The sequence below is a fragment of the Priestia sp. YIM B13491 genome (assembly GCF_042787605.1).
GTDB lineage: Bacteria > Bacillota > Bacilli > Bacillales > Bacillaceae_H > Priestia > Priestia megaterium_E.
The window spans coordinates 259,916-281,617 of the sequence record NZ_JBHZOR010000001.1 but is presented as its reverse complement, the minus strand read 5'-3'; the positions used below and the strand labels follow the sequence as shown (position 1 = coordinate 281,617).

Here is a 21,702-nt window from a genome sequence, read left to right as displayed (position 1 = left end):
CCTTATACTTGTTCTTGCAAATAGCTGACCAATTGATCAATTGATACTTCTTGCTGTTCGCCAGATTCCATATTCTTTACGTTTACAACTTGTTTTGCTAGCTCATCTTCACCTAGAACAACAACAAATTTTGCTTGTACACGATCAGCTGCTTTAAACTGAGCTTTCATTTTTTTATCTTGATAATCTTTATCGGCTACAAAGCCTGCACGTCGAAGCGTATTCACAATTGAAACGGATTTTTCTTTTGCTTCATCGCCCATAGTTACTACATAGCAATCTACGCCTGTTTCTACCGGAAGCTCAATTCCTTCTGCTTCCAATGCAGATAATAAGCGTTCGATACTTAAAGCGAATCCGATACCCGGTGTTTCAGGTCCGCCGATTTCTTGAATCAGCCCATTATAACGGCCTCCGCCACAAAGAGTTGTAATGGCGCCAAATCCTTCTGCTTCACTCATTAGTTCAAATGCTGTGTGATTATAATAATCTAACCCGCGTACTAGCGTCGGATCTACAACATAGTCAATGTCTAAATCGGTTAAGTACTGCTGTACTTTTTCAAAATATTCTTTTGAATAGTCATTTAAATAATCAAGAATAGACGGCGCTGTAGCCATCAGTTCATGGTCCCGATCTTTTTTACAGTCTAAAATACGAAGAGGATTTTTCTCCAATCTGCTTTGGCAGTCGCTGCAAAACTCTCCAATGCGAGGTGCAAAGTGGTCAATAAGCGCTTGACGGTGAGCTTGACGACTTTCTGTATCTCCTAAACTGTTAACAACCAACTTTAATTTTTTCAATCCAAGCGATTGGTAAAAGCTCATTAACAGGGCAAGAACTTCAGCATCAATAGCTGGATCATTTACCCCTAATGCTTCTACACCAAACTGAACGAATTGACGGAAACGTCCCGCTTGAGGTCGTTCATAGCGAAACATAGGGCCAATATAAAACAGCTTGGTTGGCTGCGTTGGATTTCCAAACATCTTATTTGACACAAATGATCGTCCAACTGCAGCTGTTCCTTCTGGGCGAAGCGTTAAGCTGCGGTCACCTCGATCTTTAAATGTGTACATTTCTTTTTGCACGATATCTGTTGTTTCTCCCACTCCGCGCAAAAATAATTCAGTGTGTTCAAACATTGGTGTACGAATTTCTTGGTAGTTGAACGCACGGCAGATTTCTCTTGCTCGCTGTTCAACAAACTGCCAATATTCTACTTTGCCCGGTAAAATATCTTGTGTGCCTCTAGGTATTTGAACTGACATAACGTGATATGCCTCCTATATTTAAAATTTACAATACAAAAAAACTCTCGCCTCTACTATTTTTCCATAGTAGGGACGAGAGTTGATCTCACGTGGTACCACCCTAATTGAAACATATGACATGTTTCCACTCATTTCGTTAACGCACGAACACGTTCATCTCCTACTAAGTTTCCCTTTTCAGAGTGAAGCCTCCTGAGTGTTCTTTCATAAAGTCATCATGTAGAAATGCTTTCAGCCTAAGACATTTCCTCTCTAGCCATGTGTCATCTTTACTACTTTTCTCGATCTTTGGCTTATCAATATAAAAATGTTATACATTCATTTTAATTTAGCAATTGCTTTCTATATTACGAATGAAATGAGCAGTTGTCAAGCACCTTTCATGTTAAGAGCGGTCTAATTGTTTTCTTAGTTTCTGAATATCTCGAAGCGTTAAACCAAATTCAGAAGCCAATTCAAGGGATGAAGCTTCACTTTCTCTGTCAATAAAATCATGAAAATGAATGCCAAATACCGGATTTACCTGCTGAAATGATTGTTCACCTTTTTCACTAAACTTCATTGTTTCTTCCTCCCTGCCTACACTTACTTATCCTTTTATTAGCATTGCCCAAAAAAGATGTTTTTACATAAGAGAAAGGATTTTTTTTATTTTCATCGAATACTCTATTTTGTTATAAAAAGGAGGTCTATCTATTCGCCATCTTAACATGAAGTCTGTATCTGTTTTGACTGCAAGTATCCTTTTGTTACTGTGCTCGTCCTCATTTGAGCGCCCAAATGTACCGGTGCATCAACCCATTATTGTAACAGCTGACTCTCTTCATGTACGCAGCGGTCCAGGACGTTCATTTTCAATTACAAATAAATTGACGAAGAATACAAGACTATCCGTTTCAGACCGTCAAGGAGATTGGTATTATGTAGAAAGCTCGGATATTCAAGGATGGGTGTTTAAAAAATTCACGAAAACCGTAGCGCTCAGCAGCGTTCAGCCTAGCATGCAGGTAGCGCAGCGCCAGCCTGTTTATACGCTGAGTAAAAGCTTGCGGCACCTAAAGGGCAAAACAATTATTATTGATGCAGGCCATGGAGGAAAAGACAAAGGAGCCATCGGCACACAGGGCACATATGAAAAAGACCTCACTCTCCGAACAGCACTTATTTTACAAAACAAACTTCAAAAAGAAGGCGTACACGTCATTTTAACCCGCACCCATGATAAGTACCTTCTACTTTCACAGCGCACGCTGCAATCGACTAAAGCAGATGCTTTTATAAGCATTCACTACAACAGTACGAACAGCTCACAGCTAACTGGCCTTATGACGTATTATTACCATCAGCATCAGGACAGTCCACTCACACATTCTATTCATCAGTCCCTTATTAATCATGCAAAATTGAAAGACAAAGGAGAACGTTTTGGAAACTATTATGTTCTTCGCGAAAATACACGTCCAAGTACATTAATTGAACTGGGCTTTTTAAGCAACCAACGGGAAGAAACGTATATTAATTCCATCAGTTATCAGCAAATGATGACGTCCGCTATCGCTGAAGGGTTAAATCATTACTTTCAAAGCAAAGAAAAAACGCAGGCTCATCTGTGAGTCTGCGTTTTTTCTTTGCTTTCTACAATAAGTGTGACCGGTCCGTCATTTGTAAATGATACGTCCATCATTTCACCAAATGCGCCGGTCTCTACTCGAACATTTTTTTCTGATAATATTTTATTAAAATAGTTGTAAAGCGTTACAGCATGATCTGGCCTAGCAGCTCCCATAAAGTTTGGTCTTCTGCCTTTTCGGCAATCTCCGTAAAGCGTAAATTGAGATACCGATAAAATTTCTCCTTCTACATCTAGAAGCGACAAATTCATTTTGCCAGACTCATCATCAAACACTCGCAAATTCACAATTTTATCTGCTACATACTCTGCATCAGCTTCAGTATCGTCATGGGTAATGCCCACTAAAAGCATATATCCTTGCTTAATCTCACCGACCGTCTCACCTGCAACAGTTACTTTTGCATTCTTTGCTCTTTGTACGACTACTCTCATGTATAACGACCTTTCTTAATGCATAATTCGGCGAACTGAATAAATGTCTCGAAGCTGCTTAATGCGCTCAACCACTTTATGAAGGTGACTGATGTTATGAATAGAAATTGACATATGAATCGTAGCCATTTTGTTTCGGTCCGATTTTCCTGAAACGGCTGAAATATTCGTTTTAGTCTCGTTTACAACCTGCAGAACTTCATTTAGTAAGCCTCTGCGGTCGTATCCTGAAATTTCAATTTCCACGTTAAACTCTTTGCCTTCTTTAATATGTGTTTCCCACTCTACAGGAATAAGACGGCTTTCAGCATCATCTGTGTGAACGTTTAAACAATCTGCTCTATGAACAGATACTCCCCGTCCCTTTGTAATAAAACCAACAATCTCATCTCCAGGAACTGGATTACAGCATTTAGACAAGCGAATCAGCATGTTCTCTACACCCGGTACGATAACCCCGGAATCTTTTCGCTTATGCTGGCGAACACGCTTGGCCGCAGTGTCGCGTGCAATATCATCAATTTGGATCTCTTGTTCTTGATCGCGCTGCTTTCTCCACTTCTCGGTTAAACGATTAGCTACTTGAGCCGCAGTTAATCCGTTATACCCAATAGCTGCATACATATCATCTTCGTTTGAGAAATTAAACTTCTCCGCTACTCGTTTGATATTATCAGCTGTTAATACTTCTTTTAAGTCAAACTCCATTTGACGAATTTCTTTTTCAACCAGCTCTTTGCCTTTTTCAATATTTTCATCGCGGCTTTGCTTTTTAAAGAATTGGCGAATTTTATTTTTGGCTTGAGACGTTTGAGCAAGCTTTAACCAGTCCTTGCTTGGACCATACGAATGCTTAGACGTCAAAATTTCGATAATATCCCCCGTTTTCAAACGGTAATCAAGCGTAACCATCTTGCCATTGACTTTTGCTCCAATGGTTTTATTTCCGATTTCAGAATGAATACGATAGGAAAAATCAATTGGAACAGAACCCGAAGGAAGCTCAATGACGTCGCCTTTTGGCGTAAAAATGTAAACCATGTCAGAAAACAAATCAACTTTTAGAGATTCCATAAACTCTTCTGCATCGTTTGCGTCATTTTGAAATTCTAAAATTTCTCTAAACCACGTCAACTTTTCTTCAAATGAAGCATGCTCAGCTGTTTTTCCCTCTTTGTAAGCCCAGTGAGCAGCAATTCCATACTCAGCAATTTGGTGCATGTCAAACGTTCGAATTTGAACTTCTAACGGATCACCTTTTGGTCCGATAACCGTCGTATGAAGAGACTGGTACATATTTTGTTTTGGCATTGCAATATAATCTTTGAACCGTCCTGGCATTGGCTTCCAGCACGTGTGAATAATTCCTAACACCGCATAGCAGTCTTTAATGCTATTTACAATAATGCGCACAGCTAGTAAATCGTAAATTTCATTAAACTGCTTGTTTTGCAGTGCCATTTTACGATAGATGGAATAAATATGTTTTGGACGTCCTGAAATTTCAACTTTAATCGACACTTCATCTACTTGCTCTCGAACTTCATCGATAACTTCAGCCAAATACTGCTCGCGTTCCGCACGCTTTTTCTTCATCAAATTTACAATGCGATAATATTGCTGAGGATTTAAGTAACGTAAAGCTGTATCTTCAAGCTCCCACTTAATTTTTGAAATACCAAGACGATGAGCAAGAGGAGCAAAAATTTCAAGCGTTTCATTTGAAATGCGTCGCTGTTTTTCCTGCGGTAAATGCTTTAGCGTACGCATGTTATGAAGACGATCCGCAAGTTTGATCAGTATGACTCGAATATCTTGAGCCATTGCTACAAACATCTTGCGGTGATTTTCAGCCTGCTGCTCTTCTTTAGACTTATATTTAATTTTTCCCAGTTTCGTTACGCCGTCTACTAACATTGCTACTTCTTCATTGAAAGCTTTTTCTAAATCTTTTAGTGTTATCTCTGTATCTTCAACCACATCATGTAGAAATCCAGCTGCAATTGTTGCTGGATCCATATCTAGATCAACTAAAATTCCTGCGACTTGAATCGGGTGGATAATATATGGTTCACCCGACTTGCGATATTGTTCTTTGTGAGCTTCTTTTGCAAAATCATATGCTTTTTGTACAAAAGCCACGTCTTCTTCATTTAAATATCGCTTCGTATTGTCAATGACCTGTTCCGCTGTTAGGACTTGCTCATTTGCCATGAAATCACCTTTTATCAACTAGCATTTTTAATTCATATTGTAACTATTATCTTGAAAAAATCCAAGGATGTAAAGCCTTTGCGTTTAATTTATCAAATTTACATCATTTCCATTTTACGTATTAACGTTTTTTAACGAAAAAAGAGCACCTGTATCAGGTACTCTTTTTTATGTGATTGTTCTTCTTAATACGTCATTAATGTGAATACATCATAACCGTCTAGTTTGTCACGGCCGTCAAGGTAAGAAAGTTCAATTAAGAACGCAGCTCCAACAACAATTCCGCCTAATTCTTCGACAAGCTTAATTGTCGCTTCAATTGTACCGCCTGTTGCTAATAAATCATCTGTAATCAACACGCGCTGACCTGGCTTAATTGCATCTTTGTGAATCGTTAATACGTCTTTACCGTATTCTAAACCGTAATCTACTTTGATTACTTCACGCGGTAATTTTCCTTCTTTACGAACAGGTGCAAAACCGATACCTAACGCATATGCTACTGGACAACCAACGATAAATCCGCGAGCTTCTGGCCCTACGATAATATCAACTTGTTTATCATTGGCATATTTTACAATCTCATCCGTTGCGGCACGGTATGCATCACCATTGTCCATTAATGTTGAGATATCTTTAAATGTAATACCTGGTTTTGGCCAGTCAGGTACAATTGTAATATAATCTTTAAAATTCATTCTAATGTTGCCTCCTCATTAAATCGAACGCTTAAAAATATCTTGAAATTGATTTTTAAGCTGTACATATGACGTATAAATAAAGTTTTTTTCTATTTCAATCTGCTGCTGCTTTTGGCGATAAGTCGCAGATTCTATTAAATCACGTTTCGCAGAATTTTTCACTAACGAAATTAAGCCATTGTTTATTGTAACAAATTCTAACTCAAAAAACACCTTTGCCATAAAATCAATCGTTTCTTGTGACCAGCCCTTATGAATCGCTAAATCTTCTTTGTAGCGTTTTAAATCAAATGGACCCTTTTTCGCTAAAAAGCCATAAAACCATTTAAAATGATCGCGAGTTGGAATTGTATCAAAATAATGGTCTTCTTCCGTTAAGAAAATAGCGTATATTCTAGCAGGGATACCTTGGACAAACAAACATTCAAGCCATTTCTGTGAAGGAGGCAAATCTAATAAAACGATCTGTTCCCCTGCAAACATACATGCTTTTGCCTGTTCTTCATCTTGAATAAGAACAACATGCTCCATCGGCAGCAGCGACTTGTATTTATCAATTGTTGAAGCGTGAAAAGCAACAACTTTCATTTGATCCGTAAATACCTGCTGAAAGAAACGTTTGACATCAACTGCACTGCGATAATCAAACATCTGCCATTCATCTACAGAAATATCTTCCACCATCAGCTGCGGCTTGCGCATATTATTCCACTCATTAATAGATAGTTCACCTACTAATGATACTTTAGCTATAGGAGATACTTCATCTAATATATAGCCTAACCCAAATCCTACTGCATCAACCGATACACCGCTGTCTTCAAATACGAGTTTTAAATGATTTTTATTAGCACCAATTTTCCGCATAGATGTTGTATGAACATCTTTAATGAGAACTTTTGGCTTCGGGTTATGCATACCGAATGGAGCAAGCGCACTCATTTGTTCAATGTTTTCCAGCGTAATTTCCTCTGTTGTGCATACTGTATCAACTGATGTAATTGGAATAAAATCCTGTTCGGTCAACACGTTGCTTGCTTGTTCATTAAGACGTCTGCGCAGCTCTTCTACATCATCGCTGTTTAATGTCATGCCGGCTGCCATTGGATGCCCTCCAAAATGCGGCAAAATGTCACGGCACTTAGATAAGTTCGCGAATAAGTCAAAACCTTCGATACTTCTTGCTGAACCTTTGGCAATACGGTTTTCAGAGTCAATACTTAGTACAATTGTTGGTCTATAGAATTTTTCTACGAGCCTAGAAGCGACAATTCCAACAACGCCTGCATTCCATCCTTCTCCCTCTACAATAAGAACGCTGTTTTCATCCGGAGGATACATACTCTCAACAAATTCAACGGCTTCTTCTGTAATATCGTTTACGATTTGCTGTCTTTCCTTGTTTAACGCATCAATTTCTTTAGCTAAACCTTTTGCCTCTTCAGCATTTGTCGTCATAAGTAAATGAACAGCTGGATCAGCATCTTGAAGACGTCCTACTGCATTAATGCGAGGAGCCATCGCAAATCCAATTGTATCCTCATTAATTTCTTCACGTTTTACTCCGCATACGCTCAGCAGCGCTTCAATTCCCGTGCGCTTCGTGAGCTTGAGATAATCAAGACCTTTGCGAGCAATTAAGCGGTTTTCGTCCACTAAAGGAACTAAGTCAGCAATCGTCCCAATTACTGCTAGTTCTAACAGATGTTCCGGAAGCTCCCCTAACAGCGCATGAGCGAGTTTAAAAGCCACTCCTACACCTGCCAGTTCTTTAAATGGATATGTACTTCCCGGCAGCTTTGGATGAATAATTGCATAAGCATCCGGTAAAACCGGCCCCGGCTCGTGGTGATCCGTAATAATTAAATCAAAGTTTAATTCACGTGCATACGCAGTTTCTTCGACTGCCGAAATACCTGTGTCTACCGTAATCACCAGCTGATAGCCGCCTGCGCTTATTTTATCAAATGCCGCCTTATTCGGCCCATAACCTTCTGTAAAGCGATTAGGAATATAAAAATCAACATCAGCGCCAAGCTGCTGTAAAGCAGATAACATAACAGAAGTGCTGCTGACGCCGTCAGCATCGTAATCTCCATAGATCATAATTTTTTCATTATGATCAATTGCTTGCTGAATACGAGCTACTGCTTTGTCCATATCGTGCAACAAAAACGGATCGTGGAACGTTTGTGCATCAACGTGTAAAAACTCACGCGCCGCTTCTACTGTTGTCATGCCTCTATTAAGTAATAACGAAGCTACTAGAGGTGTAATATTGAGGTTTTCTACAAATTCATTAACAAGTTGTTCATCACATTCTCGAACATTCCAACGTTTTTTTGACTGTAACATGTCTCTTCACCCCTTAACCCACATTATTATACTAGAGTGGATGAAATGGAGCAACGAAAGAAAATAAGCACATTTTTCTGACAGTACGTCTTGAATTTTGACGCACAAAAAAACGTGCGAATACTTCGCACGTTTTTGAATTACTTGCTTTCTACTTCTTTTTGTTCCTCACGCTTCAACTGTTTTCCTTTCCACACAAGCCATAGCTGAGCAGCAATAAACACAGATGAATATGCACCAAGGATTAAACCTACTAACAGAGCAATTGAGAAGTTTTGAATCGATTCACTTCCGAATAGAAGAAGTGCTACAACTGCAATCACAACTGTTAACACGGTGTTCATTGAGCGAGTAAACGTTTCACGCAAACTTAGATTTACGATAAACGCCAAGTCGTCAAACGTTTTGGATTTAAATTTCTGCATATTTTCACGAATGCGGTCAAACGTAACGATCGTATCGTTAATTGAGTAACCAACAATCGTCAAGACAGCAGCAATAAACGTTAAATCAACCTCTAACTTCGTTAAGCTGAAAACAGTAACGATAAAGAACGCATCATGCAACAGAGCAAGCACGGCTGCAAGCGCCATGTAAAATTCAAATCGAATCGTTACATAAATGATAATTCCGATTGAAGCAATTACAATCGCCATCATTGCATTTTTTGCCAGTTCTTTTCCAACTGTCGGCGAAACGGTGCTTACATTTGGTTCAGAACCGTATTTATCTTTAAAGTGATCTTTTAAATTGGCAATTTCTTTTTTATTCAAGACCCCGACTACACGTACGACACCCGTATCATTACTTTTCCCTGTAATAACTACGTCATCCGTTTCGATATCAAGGGACTTCATTTCGCGCTGTATCTCAGCCTGCGTAACGGTATGATTTGCCGGAATCTCTATGCGAGTTCCGCTTGTAAAGTCAATACCGAGGTTCAGCCTGAACACGGCAACCGAGATAATACCGATAATGACGAGCACACTTGAAAACGTGAAGAACGCTTTACGGTATTTAACAAAGTCAATTTTATCCCACGCTGTAGGTAAAACGGTTGTGCCGTCATCTTTGCTTAAATCGTGAATTTGCTCTTTCTTCACGCCAAAGTAGCCTGGTTTTTTATCAAACCAGCGGCTGTTTACTAAAAGACTCATTAGTAAACGAGTACCATAAACAGCAGTTACAAAGCTTAGCACAATCCCGATCATTAACGTCGTAGCAAATCCTTTTACTGAACTTTGACCATAAAAGAACAGTACAAGAGCCGCTAACATCGTTGTAATATTGGCATCAAAAATGGTGGCAAGAGAGCGACGATTTCCTGCCCGGTATGCCGATATAACGGATCTTCCTGTTTTGAGTTCATCTTTAATCCGCTCGTAGGTAATAATATTTGCATCTACTGCCATACCTACGCCGAGAATAAGAGCCGCGATACCTGGAAGCGTCATAACCACATGCATCAAGTCAAATACAACTAAGTTCAAGTAGATATAGAAACTGAGTGTAATAACGGCAATAAGCCCCGGTAAACGATAGAAAAACAGCATGTAAAGGAAGATAATTCCGATGCCGATAATACCCGCTAATATAGTGGTATGAAGAGCTTCTTCTCCGAACTGTGCTCCAACGGATGTAGAGTATAGCTCATCCAATTTAACCGGCAGCGACCCGGCGTTTAGCAATTCCGCCAGCTGCGTTGCACTTTTCACTGTGAAGTTTCCACCTGAAATCTCAACATCTGGCTGTGTTAACACGCTGCTAACAGAGGCTGCAGATAGATACTTCGGATTTTGTTTTGTCGCTTCTTTTTGGTATGAGTCTTTTCCTTCTTCATAATCCAGCCAAATGACAATTAAATTGTTAGGTGCTGGTTTTTGAGAAAGCTCTCGCGTGATCTTTTCAAATTTTTTCGCATTTTTTAACTTTAGTGAGACGCTAGGCTGGTTGCTTTGGTCAAACGATTGCTTTGCTCCGCCTTGCGCTAAGTCTGTACCATCCATCAGCACCTTATCGTTCACGTCACGGAACGTTAAGTTTGCTTGAGTGGATAACAGATCCCTGGCTTGCTTTTGATTCGTGACACCAGCTAACTGAACGCGGATACGATCGTTTCCTTCAATTTGAATGCTGGGCTCACTAACTCCCAGTACATCGACACGTTGACGCAGCGCTTCAACCGTGCTGTTAAGTGCCTTTTTGTCAATGACATCGCCTTTTTTAGCTGGACTGACTTTATATAAAATTTCAAATCCACCTTGAAGGTCGAGGCCAAGTTTAATATCTTTTGTAATTCCAGTCATCGTTGTTCCGATTGTACTAAACACAAGCAGTACTAAGAGGAAAAAGGCAACGATACGTCCTCTTTTAACCATCGACAGAAAATCCTCCTTCTTATGTAAAAAACATGAAATGATAACAATAGATAAATGACCAATCTAATTATCATTCATAACCTAATGTCTGTCAAATAAAGACCTTATCAAATTTTATTACATGTATTTTACAAGCTCTACTTTAATAATTCTTTCCAGTCTTCTCCATTATTAACACTTGAGAACATATCAGATTTATAAGATTCAATTGTTACATAGCTCATCACCTGCGTGATCTTAACAGATAAAATATCATTTACCACTTGATGGAGAGATAGCTCCTTTTCTTTTTTCCATTTTTTCATTTCTAAATAACTCAATAAATCGTTCTCCGTTACTTCTTCATATCCAAGCATATGAAATTCTTCCATTTTGCTGGATAAGACAGGCTGTATAAGTTCTTTCGAAGCTGAAATAAATGGATGTGTCATATCGATCCTCCTTTCTGTTTGACATTTCGCGTAAAATTTCTTTCTCGTATGAGGAATACTTGTCATGCTTGGACACCGGGGGCGCATATATTCACTGTATAAACCTCAAGAAAGCAGTGAGTATATGTCTAAATTTTTACAGGGAACTATTATTTTAATAATTGCTGGCTTAATTACACGTGTACTCGGGTTTGTCAATCGAATTGTGGTGGCTCGAATGATTGGAGACGAAGGTGTGGGACTTTATATGATGGCGGTCCCCACGCTGGTATTAGTAATCACCTTAACACAGCTTGGGCTACCGGTTGCCATATCCAAGTTAGTGGCAGAAGCAGAAGCTTTAGGTGACAGGCATAAAATAAAAAAAATACTTGTCGTCTCTTTAAGTATTACGTGTACGCTGAGCGTTTTATTTACGCTCGGACTAATATTATTCGCTCCCGTTGTAGCAAAAACCTTCTTTACAGATTCACGTACGATCTATCCGCTGCTTGCGATTATTCCAGTTATTCCAATCATCGCCGTCTCGTCTGTCATTCGCGGATATTTTCAAGGAAAGCAGCAAATGAAGCCTGCTGCTTATTCTCAAATTATCGAACAAGTGGTGCGCATTACGTTAATTGCCGTATGTACAAAAGCATTTTTGCCCTATGGAATTGAGTACGCTGCGGCTGGCGCTATGCTATCTTCTGTATTTGGAGAACTAGCTTCACTGTTTTATATGGTGTTTATGTTCAAGCGAAAGAAGAAAATAACGGTAAGACGAAAATTTTTTGCTTCTTTACATGCGGGCAAAGATACGTTCTTTGACTTAATGCGAATCGCTCTTCCCACGACAGGAAGCCGCATGATTGGGTCAATTTCTTGGTTTTTAGAACCGATTGTAGTAGCTCAAAGTTTAGCAATTGCAGGAGTAGCGACAGCTGTAGCAACGAAGCAGTACGGGGAATTAACAGGCTTTGCACTCCCTCTCCTGATGCTGCCTTCTTTTGTAACGGTGTCTCTATCCACATCTTTGGTTCCCGCAATCAGTGAATCTCTTGCACAGAATCAAATGAAGCAAATCGAATATCGGCTTCATCAAGCTCTCCGCTTGTCGTTTGTAACAGGCGGACTGGCCGTTGTTGTTCTTTATGTATTTGCTAATCCGGTAATGGAATTGATGTATGGTTCTGACAAAGCTGCTATTTTTGTCAAAGTAATGGCGCCTTTTTTTATCTTTTATTACTTTCAAGGGCCGCTTCAAGCTGTTCTGCAGGCGCTAGACCTTGCAAAAGCAGCCATGATTAACAGTTTTATAGGAGCAGCGGTCAAAACATCTCTTATCTTCTTACTCGCAACTCAGCCAAATCTAGGCATTATGGGAGCTGGTCTTGCAATTGTTGTGGGAATGATGCTTGTCACTCTTTTACACCTGTCTACCGTCATGAAAAAAATCACATATAAGATTCATGTGTTTGAGTATCTTCGCAGTTTTTCTGTAATGGGAATATCAGGTTTTACCGGACACTTCGCTTATATGAACCTTTTCACTTCCATCCCTTTGAGCTTACGAACCGTTTTATCGATTGCACTTACAAGCATTGTATACGTACTGTTTTTGCTGCTTTTTAGACTGATAACAAAGGAAGAATTAAACCGTTTTTCTGTTTTACGCTATTTTAAACGAAAATAAAACGCGGAGCAATCCGCGTTTTATTGTTTCACATCTACCAAATCTATAAAAAATTTTCCGTTGTCGTAGCTGCAATATGAAATCTTATCTAAGTTTGAATACCCTCGCTTTTCCAGCTCTGTCCTTAACCATTCCGTCGTTTTATGTTCATGCAGCAGATGCTCTTCTTGAATAATGCCGTCAATGATAAAAGGCAAATTCAAATTGCCTTTTTCACCTGATTGCTGATCTTTCTCAAACACGGATAGCCTTCCTGAAGATTCTAAAATAGCAAATTCAACATCAGCTACATTTTTTATATTTTTATCACGCAGCTGCACGAGCAAGTCATTGAAGTTATATCGCTGCCTTTTCATTTCATGTTCGTTTATTTTTCCATTCTCAATAATAATACTAGGTTTGCCATCAATAAAATTTCGCATTCGATTGCTTTTAAGAGACCATATAGCTAAGCCGATTTGAATAATAAGAAGCGTTAACATCGGAAGAATTGAATACAGCAAGGGATCTTTTGGGTTTTCAATAGCCATTACTGCCATTTCAGCAATCATAATAAAGACAACTAAATCCAAAATGCTCAGTTCTCCTATTTCCCTTTTACCCATAACGCGAAAAATAATTAAAACTACTACATATAAAAGCACGGTTCGCGCAACCATGATCAATAGTTCCACTGCAAAGACCTCCTTTATGTATTCCCTTGTAGTTTGTACCATTTATTTTAAAATAGCCTTACTTTTATGCGTCTATTTTGAAGTCATCCCGAATATGCTCGTACTAAGGGTTCACCTATCTTTTTATTTCATGAGGGGGAAACAAGTTGGGTGCAAAACGAATGAGCAACGCTGTATTTGCAGGAGTAGCAACAATCTTAGTGATGGCTTTAGCGATTAGCATTATCTTTTCGCTTATTTTAAAATTCACATCGCTTGAAGAGCAATCCGTACGTTTATTTTTACTTATTCTCTCATTTATTACACTGTTTATCGGAGGATTTATCGCGGGAGGCCGAAACGGTTCAAAGGGACTTCTCGTTGGAGGAGCCACTGGTGTTTCTTATTCTTTTTTAATGTTTTTACTACAATTCCTCGGCTATAGTCACCTGTTTTCTGCACAGCAGCTCTTATTTCACGCTGGATTTATTGGAGTCGCTATTCTAGGGGGAATTGTTGGCGTAAACATTGCCGGTTCACGAGAAGCATAAAAAAACGTCACGTACATGTACGTGACGTTTTTTTATTAATCTACGCTTCTTACTTCACGAATAGCATTGCGGTCAAACGTTAATTTTGAACCGTCAGTGCTGCGAACCACAACTTGTGACTCATCAATTGCGTCTACCAAACCGTGCATACCGCCAATTGTAACAACCTTATCACCTTTTTTAAGTGCTGATTGCATTTGCTGTACGTTTTTTTGACGTTTTTGCTGTGGACGGATTAACAAGAAATAGAAAATGACAAACATTAAAAGTAATGGCCAAATATTTTGTAAAACTCCCATGAAAACTCCTCCTTTTATTTATATTATCAACAGGTACTCATTCATAAATTTGATGAAAATTCCTGTAGTGACCTAGAAATTCTTTGCGTCCGGGCCGTTAAACCCATATTTTTCAAAGAACTCATCGCGGAAATCGCCAAGTCGGTCTTCGCGAATGGCTTCACGGACTTGCTCCATTAAGTTTAGCAGAAAATATAAGTTATGGTAAGATGTTAAACGAATTCCAAACGTTTCATTACAACGAATTAAGTGGCGAATATACGCTCTTGAATAATTTTGACACGTGTAGCAGTCACAGTTTGGATCAATCGGACCGAAGTCTTCTGCATATTTTGCATTTTTAACAACAAGACGACCTTCGCTTGTCATAAGCGTTCCGTTACGTGCAATACGCGTTGGTAATACGCAATCAAACATATCAATCCCGCGAATCGCTCCATCAATTAACGAGTCAGGTGATCCCACTCCCATTAAATAACGTGGTTTGTCGGTTGGTAAATATGGCGTCGTAAACTCAAGCACACGATTCATTACATCTTTTGGTTCTCCAACTGACAGCCCTCCCACAGCATAACCTGGGAAGTCCATTGAAACTAAATCTGCTGCACTTTGACGGCGTAAATCTTCAAACTCTCCGCCTTGAACAATCCCAAAAAGACCTTGGTCTTGAGGGCGGCTGTGAGCCTCAAGGCATCGCTCTGCCCAGCGGCTTGTGCGTTCAACTGAACGTTTTAAGTAGTCATATTCTGCTGGATAAGGTGGGCATTCATCAAATGCCATCATAATATCAGACCCAAGCGCATTTTGAATGTCCATCGCTTTTTCTGGAGATAAGAAAAGCTTGTCTCCATTCAAATGGTTGCGGAAATGAACGCCTTCTTCTTCAATACGGCGCAAATCACTTAAGCTAAAAACTTGGAAGCCGCCTGAATCCGTTAAGATGGGACGATCCCAGTTCATAAATTTATGAAGGCCACCCGCTTTTTTAACAATTTCATGACCTGGACGAAGCCATAAATGATACGTATTACTTAAAATAATGCCTGCCCCCATTGCTTTTAAATCTTCCGGAGACATTGTTTTTACTGTAGCTAATGTGCCTACTGGCATGAAAATAGGCGTTTCAAATGAGCCGTGAGGCGTATGGACAATCCCTAAACGCGCTCCTGTTTGTTTACAAGTTTTTATATGTTCGTAACGAATTGCTGTCATTGATGTATTCCTTTCATGTTAAATTACAAAATTAGCATCGCGTCGCCGAAGCTGAAAAAACGATACTTCTCTGCTACAGCTTGTTCATAGGCAGAAATAACGTTTTCTCTTCCTGCTAAGGCACTTACAAGCATAATGAGCGTAGATTTTGGAAGATGGAAATTTGTAATCATTCCATCAATTGCTTTAAATTCATACCCTGGGAAGATAAAAATATTGGTCCAGCCTGAAGAAGCAACAAATTTGCCGTTATGCTCAGTTGCAATCGTTTCAAGGGTACGGGTAGAAGTTGTGCCTACTGAAATAATACGACCGCCTTTTTCACGTACGCTGTTTAGTAAAGCAGCGGTTCCCTCACTCACTTGATAAAACTCTGAGTGCATATCGTGCTCTTCTAAGTCGTCAACACTGACTGGACGGAATGTACCCAATCCAACATGAAGCGTTAAAAATGCAATATGCACACCTTTTTCTTTTAACTGTTCAAGCGTCTCTTCTGTAAAGTGAAGACCTGCTGTTGGCGCTGCTGCAGAACCTTGTTCGCGAGCAAAAACCGTTTGGTAGCGCTCTTGATCATCCAAGCGCTCTTTAATATAAGGCGGCAGCGGCATTTCTCCCAGTTGTTCCAGAACCTCATAAAAGATGCCTTCATAGTTGAATTCTAACAAACGTCCGCCTTGGTCGCTCGTTTCTTTACATACAGCTGTCAGACGTCCGTCACCAAACGAAATAACCGTGCCTTCTTTTACTCGTTTAGCCGGTTTTACAAGCGTCTCCCACGTATCGCCTTGCGTTTGTTTTAAAAGCAATACTTCAATATTAGCACCTGTATCTTCTTTTGTCCCAAATAATCGTGCAGGAAGAACACGCGTGTCGTTTAACACTAAACAATCTCCTTCTTGCACATAATCAAGAAGGTCGTGAAACATATGATGCTTCACATTTCCTGTTTCTTTGTTTAATACCATGAGTCTTGACGCATCTCGCTGCTCAAGCGGCGTTTGGGCAATCAATTCTTCTGGTAAATGAAAATCAAATAAATCTACTTTCAAAATGTTCACCTGTTTCTACTTAATTATTTAAATTTGCCAATTACATAAAAAATAAGTGATAACACAACGCTTACTAGAATACATGTCACAATCGGGAAATAAAAGGTTGTATTTCCTTTTTTGATAAAAATATCGCCAGGAAGCTTGCCAACGAACTGCCATAACAGCCCAATGACGACTAAAATGCCCCCTAATGTGATAAGCATCTTAGGCATATCATTCACTGATCAGGCACCTCCAGCTGAAAATGATCATAGACCAAAGGCGTCACAATTCGTCCTCGAGGCGTTCGCTGCAAAAAGCCGATTTGCAATAGATACGGCTCGTATACGTCTTCAATTGTGTGAGACTCTTCACCAATAGTAGCCGATATGGTGTCTAACCCTACAGGGCCGCCCCTAAATTTTTCGATAATCCCTCTTAATAATTTATGGTCAATATGATCAAGACCTAAACGGTCCACCTGCAACATTTCTAATGCTTCGTTGGCAAGCCTTTCGGTTATGGCTCCGTCTCCTTTGACCTGAGCAAAATCTCTGACTCTTCGAAGCAAGCGATTCGCAATACGCGGAGTTCCCCTAGCACGCCTAGCCATCTCAAACGTAGCTTTCTCATCAATCTCTACATCTAAAATAGCGGCTGTTCTTTCTACTATCGAAGCAAGATCTTCTTCTTGGTAATATTCTAAACGGCTTAAAACGCCGAAGCGATCACGCAAAGGAGAAGATAAAAGCCCTGCTCTTGTCGTTGCACCTACTAGCGTAAACGGAGGCAAATCCAGACGGACGGAACGTGCACTCGGTCCTTTTCCAATAACAATATCCAAACAGAAATCTTCCATTGCTGGGTATAGTACTTCTTCAACCGAACGATTTAATCGATGAATTTCATCAATAAAAAGCACATCTCCAGGCTCTAAGCTGGTTAAAACTGCGGCTAAGTCGCCTGGACGCTCAATGGCTGGCCCTGAGGTCGTTCGGATTTGCACGCCCATTTCATTAGCGATAATAGTAGCAAGAGTTGTTTTCCCCAATCCTGGAGGACCATATAAAAGCACGTGATCTAACGTTTCGCTTCGCATTTTGGCAGCTTTAATAAAAATATCCAGATGGGATTTTACTTTATGCTGACCAATATACTGCTGTAAGGTTTGCGGCCGCAAACTTTGCTCGATGATTTCTTCTTCACCAAGAACATCTCCCGTTACAATACGATCGTCCATTTTACTCCTCCCTTACTTATTGTTTCAATAATCGTTTTAACGCTTCTTTAATATACTGATCCGTTGTCATCGTTTCCTTCATTAAAGCCGGAACAATTTTTTTGATTTCTCTTTCTGCATAACCTAATACTTTAAGTGCTTCAATCGCTTCATCGAGTGCTTCTGAACTTTGAGATTTGACTTCTTGTGCGTCCAAATCTGCAAATAAAGAAGGAACCGCATCTGGTACAATATCATGCAGCTTTCCTTTTAAATCTAGAATCATCTGTCGAGCTGTTTTTTTACCTACTCCTGGAAACTTAACTAAAAACTTCTCGTCTTCCTCTTCCACAGCTTGGACAACCTGCGCTGGATTACCTGACGCTAAAATAGCTAAACCGCCTTTTGGGCCGATTCCTGACACGCTAATTAACTTCATAAATAAATCCTTTTGTTCTCGGGAAGCAAACCCGTAAAGTGCAATTACGTCTTCTCTTACATATTGATAGGTGTAAACCGTCTTTGGTTGTTCATCAATTGAAAATACATATGGATTCGGCGTAAAGACTTGATAGCCTATCCCGTTGTTTTCGATTACTACATACTCAGGATTTATATATGTAACAGTGCCTTTGATATAATCAAACAATAAGCTCTCTCCTTAATCACGTACGCGCGGGCAGTGACCTTCAACTTTGCCTACGAAGAATCCTGCCCGCATCGTTCTCTATTTTCCTTTAAAGCTGCTTTTTTAAAAGACGTCCAAGAGAACGTTTGCCTCTTTTCATCTTTCTCAACCTTTTTTTACAATAGCTGTAAAAAATAGAACCGCACACTTTTATTGATGAATGACCTTTTAAAATATATACAATACTAGACTGCTGAATACCATTTTAACATATCGCCAAAAGCAAATAGAAGCAATTTAGAATGTTGAATTCAATAATTATTTTACCATACTAAAAAACGGCTGCTTGATTGAAAGCGGCCGCTGCTGAAGCTGATAGATTTTATAGAAATTAATGAGGGAAAGATATTCATCTTTTGATTGAACACGAATACCTTTCTTTAATTGTTCATGCTGATAGCTCTCAAGCCTTTTGATGTCAATTTGAAAAAACGATTGTATAATGTGCTGCGACGAAGCTGGTTTGCCTTCAAATGCTGAGAGAATACCGTTAACAGAAAGCCCTACATAACCGTTTTCTTTTAAAATAGGTGAAATATCGTCTATGCTTGTTCTAAAAACTAGCTCTTGATCCGTTTCTTTAAGCAGTCGCCAATTTTTATATTTTTTCATTAATTGTTTTTTCGTCATAGAAGGGCTTTTGATCATTTCTTGACTTACGACTCCATCCACATACACGCGCTCAAGAAATAATGTCATCGGCTCCTTTTCATTCGCATCTGCACGGTATGGCATTATACAAAGCACAACACTTACTAGCATTAAAAAAGCTGCTTGATGAATGACTTTCTTCACTCACCTTCACCTCACACGTTAATCATACTCTTTTTAGTATTATCTAAAAAGGTTTTGTGAAAATCTACACTAATAGTTTGACCTACTTATTTTCTTTTATCCTCTTATTTTATGAAGCAAATCCCTTTTACGATATTATGTTAAGAAAACATGGAGTATTTGTTACATTTGCACACTATTTGTAAAATTTTCTCTTAAACGTTTTAATTAAATTTTCGCAGGGTATGTACATAGTGGAAGTAATTGTAAGGACTTCTATTATCTATTTTCATAAAAAAGGGAGCTGAAGTAATGAGAATGAATAAACGTGTAGTCGGAACTTTTTTTTCAGAGAAAGAAGCTTTAGATGTTATCCATAATTTAAAGCGTCAAGGTTATCGAGAAACAGATATTATGGTTATTTCTAACAGTAAAAGCAATACATTTCAAATAGGTCACGATACAAATGTAATTATTGAAGCTGGTTCACCTGCCGTAAGTTCATTAGCTGGCGTCATGATGGATAACTTTTTTACCATGATGACAGGCGGCATGGGGCTCAAACAAGGAAACGGCTTGAAATCAAAATTAATCCGCATGGGCATACCAGACTTCTCAGCCGTGCAGTGCGAGACAGATGTAGCTGCTGGTAAAATTCTAATCTTGATAGATGCCGTAAGCTCTGAACAAACTCCAGCGTACGGAACCTATACGGAACACAACGAGCATAGAGCCGTCCAATTACGTGAAGAAAAATTAGATGTCTTAAAAGAACGCGTCCAAGTCGGTGAAGTAAAACTCCACAAAAAAGTAATAGAGGAAGAAAGAACTGTACACGTTCCTGTTACGAGAGAAGAGTTTTATATTGAACGTCGCCCTGTAGTTGACGGAGACTATAACGCTGGGCCACTTACAGAAGATGAAATTATTCGTGTTCCAATCATGGAAGAACGAGTAGAAATAACCAAAAGACCAGTTATTGTTGAAGAAGTAATTATAGGAAAAAAACTTATTCAAGAAACAAAAGAATGGACTGAAACGATTAAGAAAGAAGAAGCAAGCGTAGAACCTGATGGACTCGCGAGCCCTGAAGTATACGAAAATATGATGAACTATACAGACCATACTTACGCTCAAGTTTCTGCAGCTCTAGCAAGCGACGTGGAAGCTGAATACGAAAATAGTCAGACAACTAACAACGAGAAGCCAAACACACAAGCTAATGAGACAAGCTCTTCTGCAAAAAATGTAAAAAATACAAAGAGTGTCGCTACGGCACCAGCAGATACGAAAAAAAGAGAAGGTCGCCTCAAACAAAATGAAACTAACGCTCAAAAGGAAGAAGCGGAATCCAAAACAACAAACAAATCTGCTTCTAACAAGAAAAATTAATAGTTACATGTTCGAGGAATAGCTGCCTGGCTTCAATGGCAGCTTTTTTATATGTCTTCTCATCAAAAAAACAGCCGTCCTTCACAGACAGCTGCTTCTTCATTTAACGATGTTTATGATTGACATTCTCATCAACTGATTCAAATAGACCATTGAAATTAGTTTGAATCGTATTTCGGTCTTTTCCATTTCGAATATCGTCATCAAGAGAACGAGCGTTCATAAATACATCATGATCTACTTTTACTTGAACATTGTAGTCCTTTGCAATAGGCTTTACTTTATCGAGCACGTTTTGTTTTAAACGGCCGTTATTTATGTCTTTGGCCGGATCTACAGCAACTAATAGCTGATCTCCACGGACGACGGCGCGGCTATTTTCTACACCTTTAACGCTTGCAGCTCGATCAGCCACTTTTTCCGTAAAGTCTTTTGGATAATCTTCACCATAATACATATTAGCAACGCCATTTGTACGATCATTTGTATTATTGATGTTTCCATAAGGGTTTGTCGGATTGTCAAAACGTCCATCACTTACGTTTAACGGATAATTAGGTGTTCCATTCCCATCTAAAACTTCAGTCATTGGACCTTTCGGATTATCTACGCGATGTTCATTCGCTTTTTCATTTGTATGATAGCCAACAGGCTGTGTCGTATCTGTATAGCGCTGTTCCATACCTTGGTCTTTGTTATTGCAAGCGCCAAGTCCCATCATACATGCAAAAGCTAAAGAAGTTGCTACATACCTATTCAACATAATCGCCCCCTAATTTAAGCTCTA

Annotated in this window: 21 protein-coding genes and 1 other annotated feature; of the genes, 4 read left to right on the top strand and 17 right to left on the bottom strand. The window is 39.3% G+C overall.

What is annotated here, in order from left to right; all coding sequences use genetic code 11:
• Positions 1–2: 2 nt before the first annotated feature.
• Together hisS and ACFX4E_RS01365 are read right to left on the bottom strand one after the other, a co-directional pair.
• Positions 3–1,271 carry a histidine--tRNA ligase gene (gene hisS / locus ACFX4E_RS01370; RefSeq protein WP_028410586.1) on the bottom strand — a complete coding sequence of 423 codons (1,269 nt, stop codon included), beginning with the start codon at positions 1,269–1,271 and terminating at the stop codon, positions 3–5.
• A gap of 68 nt (positions 1,272–1,339) precedes the next feature.
• Positions 1,340–1,572 (bottom strand) — a binding site (T-box leader).
• Between the two features lie 87 nt (positions 1,573–1,659).
• Positions 1,660–1,836, bottom strand: coding sequence for a hypothetical protein (locus tag ACFX4E_RS01365; RefSeq protein ID WP_013059305.1), 177 nt, complete (start codon positions 1,834–1,836; stop codon positions 1,660–1,662).
• 166 nt (positions 1,837–2,002) lie between these two features.
• Between ACFX4E_RS01365 and ACFX4E_RS01360 the strand changes: the two genes are divergently transcribed.
• Entirely contained in the window at positions 2,003–2,887 is an 885-nt protein-coding gene (locus ACFX4E_RS01360; RefSeq protein WP_377238336.1) for an N-acetylmuramoyl-L-alanine amidase family protein, read from the top strand.
• Here ACFX4E_RS01360 and dtd read toward each other — a convergent pair.
• The 6 genes from dtd to ACFX4E_RS01330 form a co-directional block, all read right to left on the bottom strand.
• On the bottom strand, positions 2,878–3,339 hold the full coding sequence (gene dtd / locus ACFX4E_RS01355) for a D-aminoacyl-tRNA deacylase (RefSeq protein ID WP_028410584.1): 462 nt from the start codon (positions 3,337–3,339) through the stop codon (positions 2,878–2,880). The two genes, ACFX4E_RS01360 and dtd, sit on opposite strands and share 10 nt — an antisense overlap.
• Before the next feature lie 15 nt (positions 3,340–3,354).
• Positions 3,355–5,553 (bottom strand): RelA/SpoT family protein, encoded by a 2,199-nt coding sequence (locus ACFX4E_RS01350; protein ID WP_013059308.1) that lies wholly within the window; start codon positions 5,551–5,553, stop codon positions 3,355–3,357.
• 185 nt (positions 5,554–5,738) lie between these two features.
• A complete protein-coding gene (locus ACFX4E_RS01345) occupies positions 5,739–6,251 on the bottom strand; it encodes an adenine phosphoribosyltransferase (RefSeq protein WP_013059309.1) in 513 nt (170 codons plus the stop codon).
• Positions 6,252–6,269: 18 nt separating this feature from the next.
• Positions 6,270–8,609 (bottom strand): single-stranded-DNA-specific exonuclease RecJ, encoded by a 2,340-nt coding sequence (gene recJ / locus ACFX4E_RS01340; protein ID WP_377238335.1) that lies wholly within the window; start codon positions 8,607–8,609, stop codon positions 6,270–6,272.
• A 140-nt stretch (positions 8,610–8,749) separates the two neighbouring features.
• Positions 8,750–10,987, bottom strand: a complete 2,238-nt coding sequence (gene secDF, locus ACFX4E_RS01335) for a protein translocase subunit SecDF (RefSeq protein ID WP_098331500.1) — start codon at positions 10,985–10,987, stop codon at positions 8,750–8,752.
• 137 nt (positions 10,988–11,124) lie between these two features.
• Positions 11,125–11,418, bottom strand: coding sequence for a post-transcriptional regulator (locus ACFX4E_RS01330; protein ID WP_025750585.1), 294 nt, complete (start codon positions 11,416–11,418; stop codon positions 11,125–11,127).
• A gap of 64 nt (positions 11,419–11,482) precedes the next feature.
• Here ACFX4E_RS01330 and spoVB point away from each other — a divergent pair, with 64 nt between their 5' ends.
• A complete protein-coding gene (gene spoVB, locus ACFX4E_RS01325) occupies positions 11,483–13,093 on the top strand; it encodes a stage V sporulation protein B (protein WP_082595471.1) in 1,611 nt (536 codons plus the stop codon).
• Positions 13,094–13,113: 20 nt separating this feature from the next.
• Here the strand turns inward: spoVB and ACFX4E_RS01320 are convergent, their stop codons facing one another.
• Positions 13,114–13,767 carry a DUF421 domain-containing protein gene (locus tag ACFX4E_RS01320; protein ID WP_405105263.1) on the bottom strand — a complete coding sequence of 218 codons (654 nt, stop codon included), beginning with the start codon at positions 13,765–13,767 and terminating at the stop codon, positions 13,114–13,116.
• 146 nt (positions 13,768–13,913) lie between these two features.
• Between ACFX4E_RS01320 and ACFX4E_RS01315 the strand changes: the two genes are divergently transcribed.
• Positions 13,914–14,297: a TIGR04086 family membrane protein gene (locus ACFX4E_RS01315; protein ID WP_013085105.1), complete on the top strand. Its 384-nt coding sequence runs from the start codon at positions 13,914–13,916 to the stop codon at positions 14,295–14,297.
• Between the two features lie 35 nt (positions 14,298–14,332).
• Here ACFX4E_RS01315 and yajC read toward each other — a convergent pair whose 3' ends face one another.
• The 7 genes from yajC to ACFX4E_RS01280 all read right to left on the bottom strand — a co-directional run bounded on the left by yajC (position 14,333) and on the right by ACFX4E_RS01280 (position 19,544).
• Positions 14,333–14,596: a preprotein translocase subunit YajC gene (yajC, locus tag ACFX4E_RS01310; RefSeq protein ID WP_013059316.1), complete on the bottom strand. Its 264-nt coding sequence runs from the start codon at positions 14,594–14,596 to the stop codon at positions 14,333–14,335.
• 72 nt (positions 14,597–14,668) lie between these two features.
• Positions 14,669–15,808, bottom strand: a complete 1,140-nt coding sequence (tgt, locus tag ACFX4E_RS01305; protein WP_013059317.1) for a tRNA guanosine(34) transglycosylase Tgt — start codon at positions 15,806–15,808, stop codon at positions 14,669–14,671.
• 23 nt (positions 15,809–15,831) lie between these two features.
• Positions 15,832–16,860, bottom strand: a complete 1,029-nt coding sequence (gene queA / locus ACFX4E_RS01300; RefSeq protein ID WP_377259129.1) for a tRNA preQ1(34) S-adenosylmethionine ribosyltransferase-isomerase QueA — start codon at positions 16,858–16,860, stop codon at positions 15,832–15,834.
• 23 nt (positions 16,861–16,883) lie between these two features.
• Positions 16,884–17,084, bottom strand: a complete 201-nt coding sequence (locus ACFX4E_RS01295) for a DUF2905 domain-containing protein (RefSeq protein ID WP_013059319.1) — start codon at positions 17,082–17,084, stop codon at positions 16,884–16,886.
• On the bottom strand, positions 17,081–18,082 hold the full coding sequence (gene ruvB / locus ACFX4E_RS01290) for a Holliday junction branch migration DNA helicase RuvB (protein WP_013059320.1): 1,002 nt from the start codon (positions 18,080–18,082) through the stop codon (positions 17,081–17,083). The genes ACFX4E_RS01295 and ruvB overlap by 4 nt, the downstream gene beginning before the upstream one ends.
• 16 nt (positions 18,083–18,098) lie before the next feature.
• Positions 18,099–18,710: a Holliday junction branch migration protein RuvA gene (gene ruvA / locus ACFX4E_RS01285; RefSeq protein ID WP_013059321.1), complete on the bottom strand. Its 612-nt coding sequence runs from the start codon at positions 18,708–18,710 to the stop codon at positions 18,099–18,101.
• A gap of 297 nt (positions 18,711–19,007) precedes the next feature.
• Entirely contained in the window at positions 19,008–19,544 is a 537-nt protein-coding gene (locus ACFX4E_RS01280; RefSeq protein WP_050688554.1) for a BofC C-terminal domain-containing protein, read from the bottom strand.
• A gap of 291 nt (positions 19,545–19,835) precedes the next feature.
• Here ACFX4E_RS01280 and ACFX4E_RS01275 point away from each other — a divergent pair, with 291 nt between their 5' ends.
• A complete protein-coding gene (locus ACFX4E_RS01275) occupies positions 19,836–20,915 on the top strand; it encodes a YsnF/AvaK domain-containing protein (protein WP_013085108.1) in 1,080 nt (359 codons plus the stop codon).
• Between the two features lie 103 nt (positions 20,916–21,018).
• Here ACFX4E_RS01275 and ACFX4E_RS01270 read toward each other — a convergent pair whose 3' ends face one another.
• Positions 21,019–21,678 (bottom strand): YhcN/YlaJ family sporulation lipoprotein, encoded by a 660-nt coding sequence (locus tag ACFX4E_RS01270; protein ID WP_028410577.1) that lies wholly within the window; start codon positions 21,676–21,678, stop codon positions 21,019–21,021.
• Positions 21,679–21,702 lie beyond the last annotated feature (24 nt).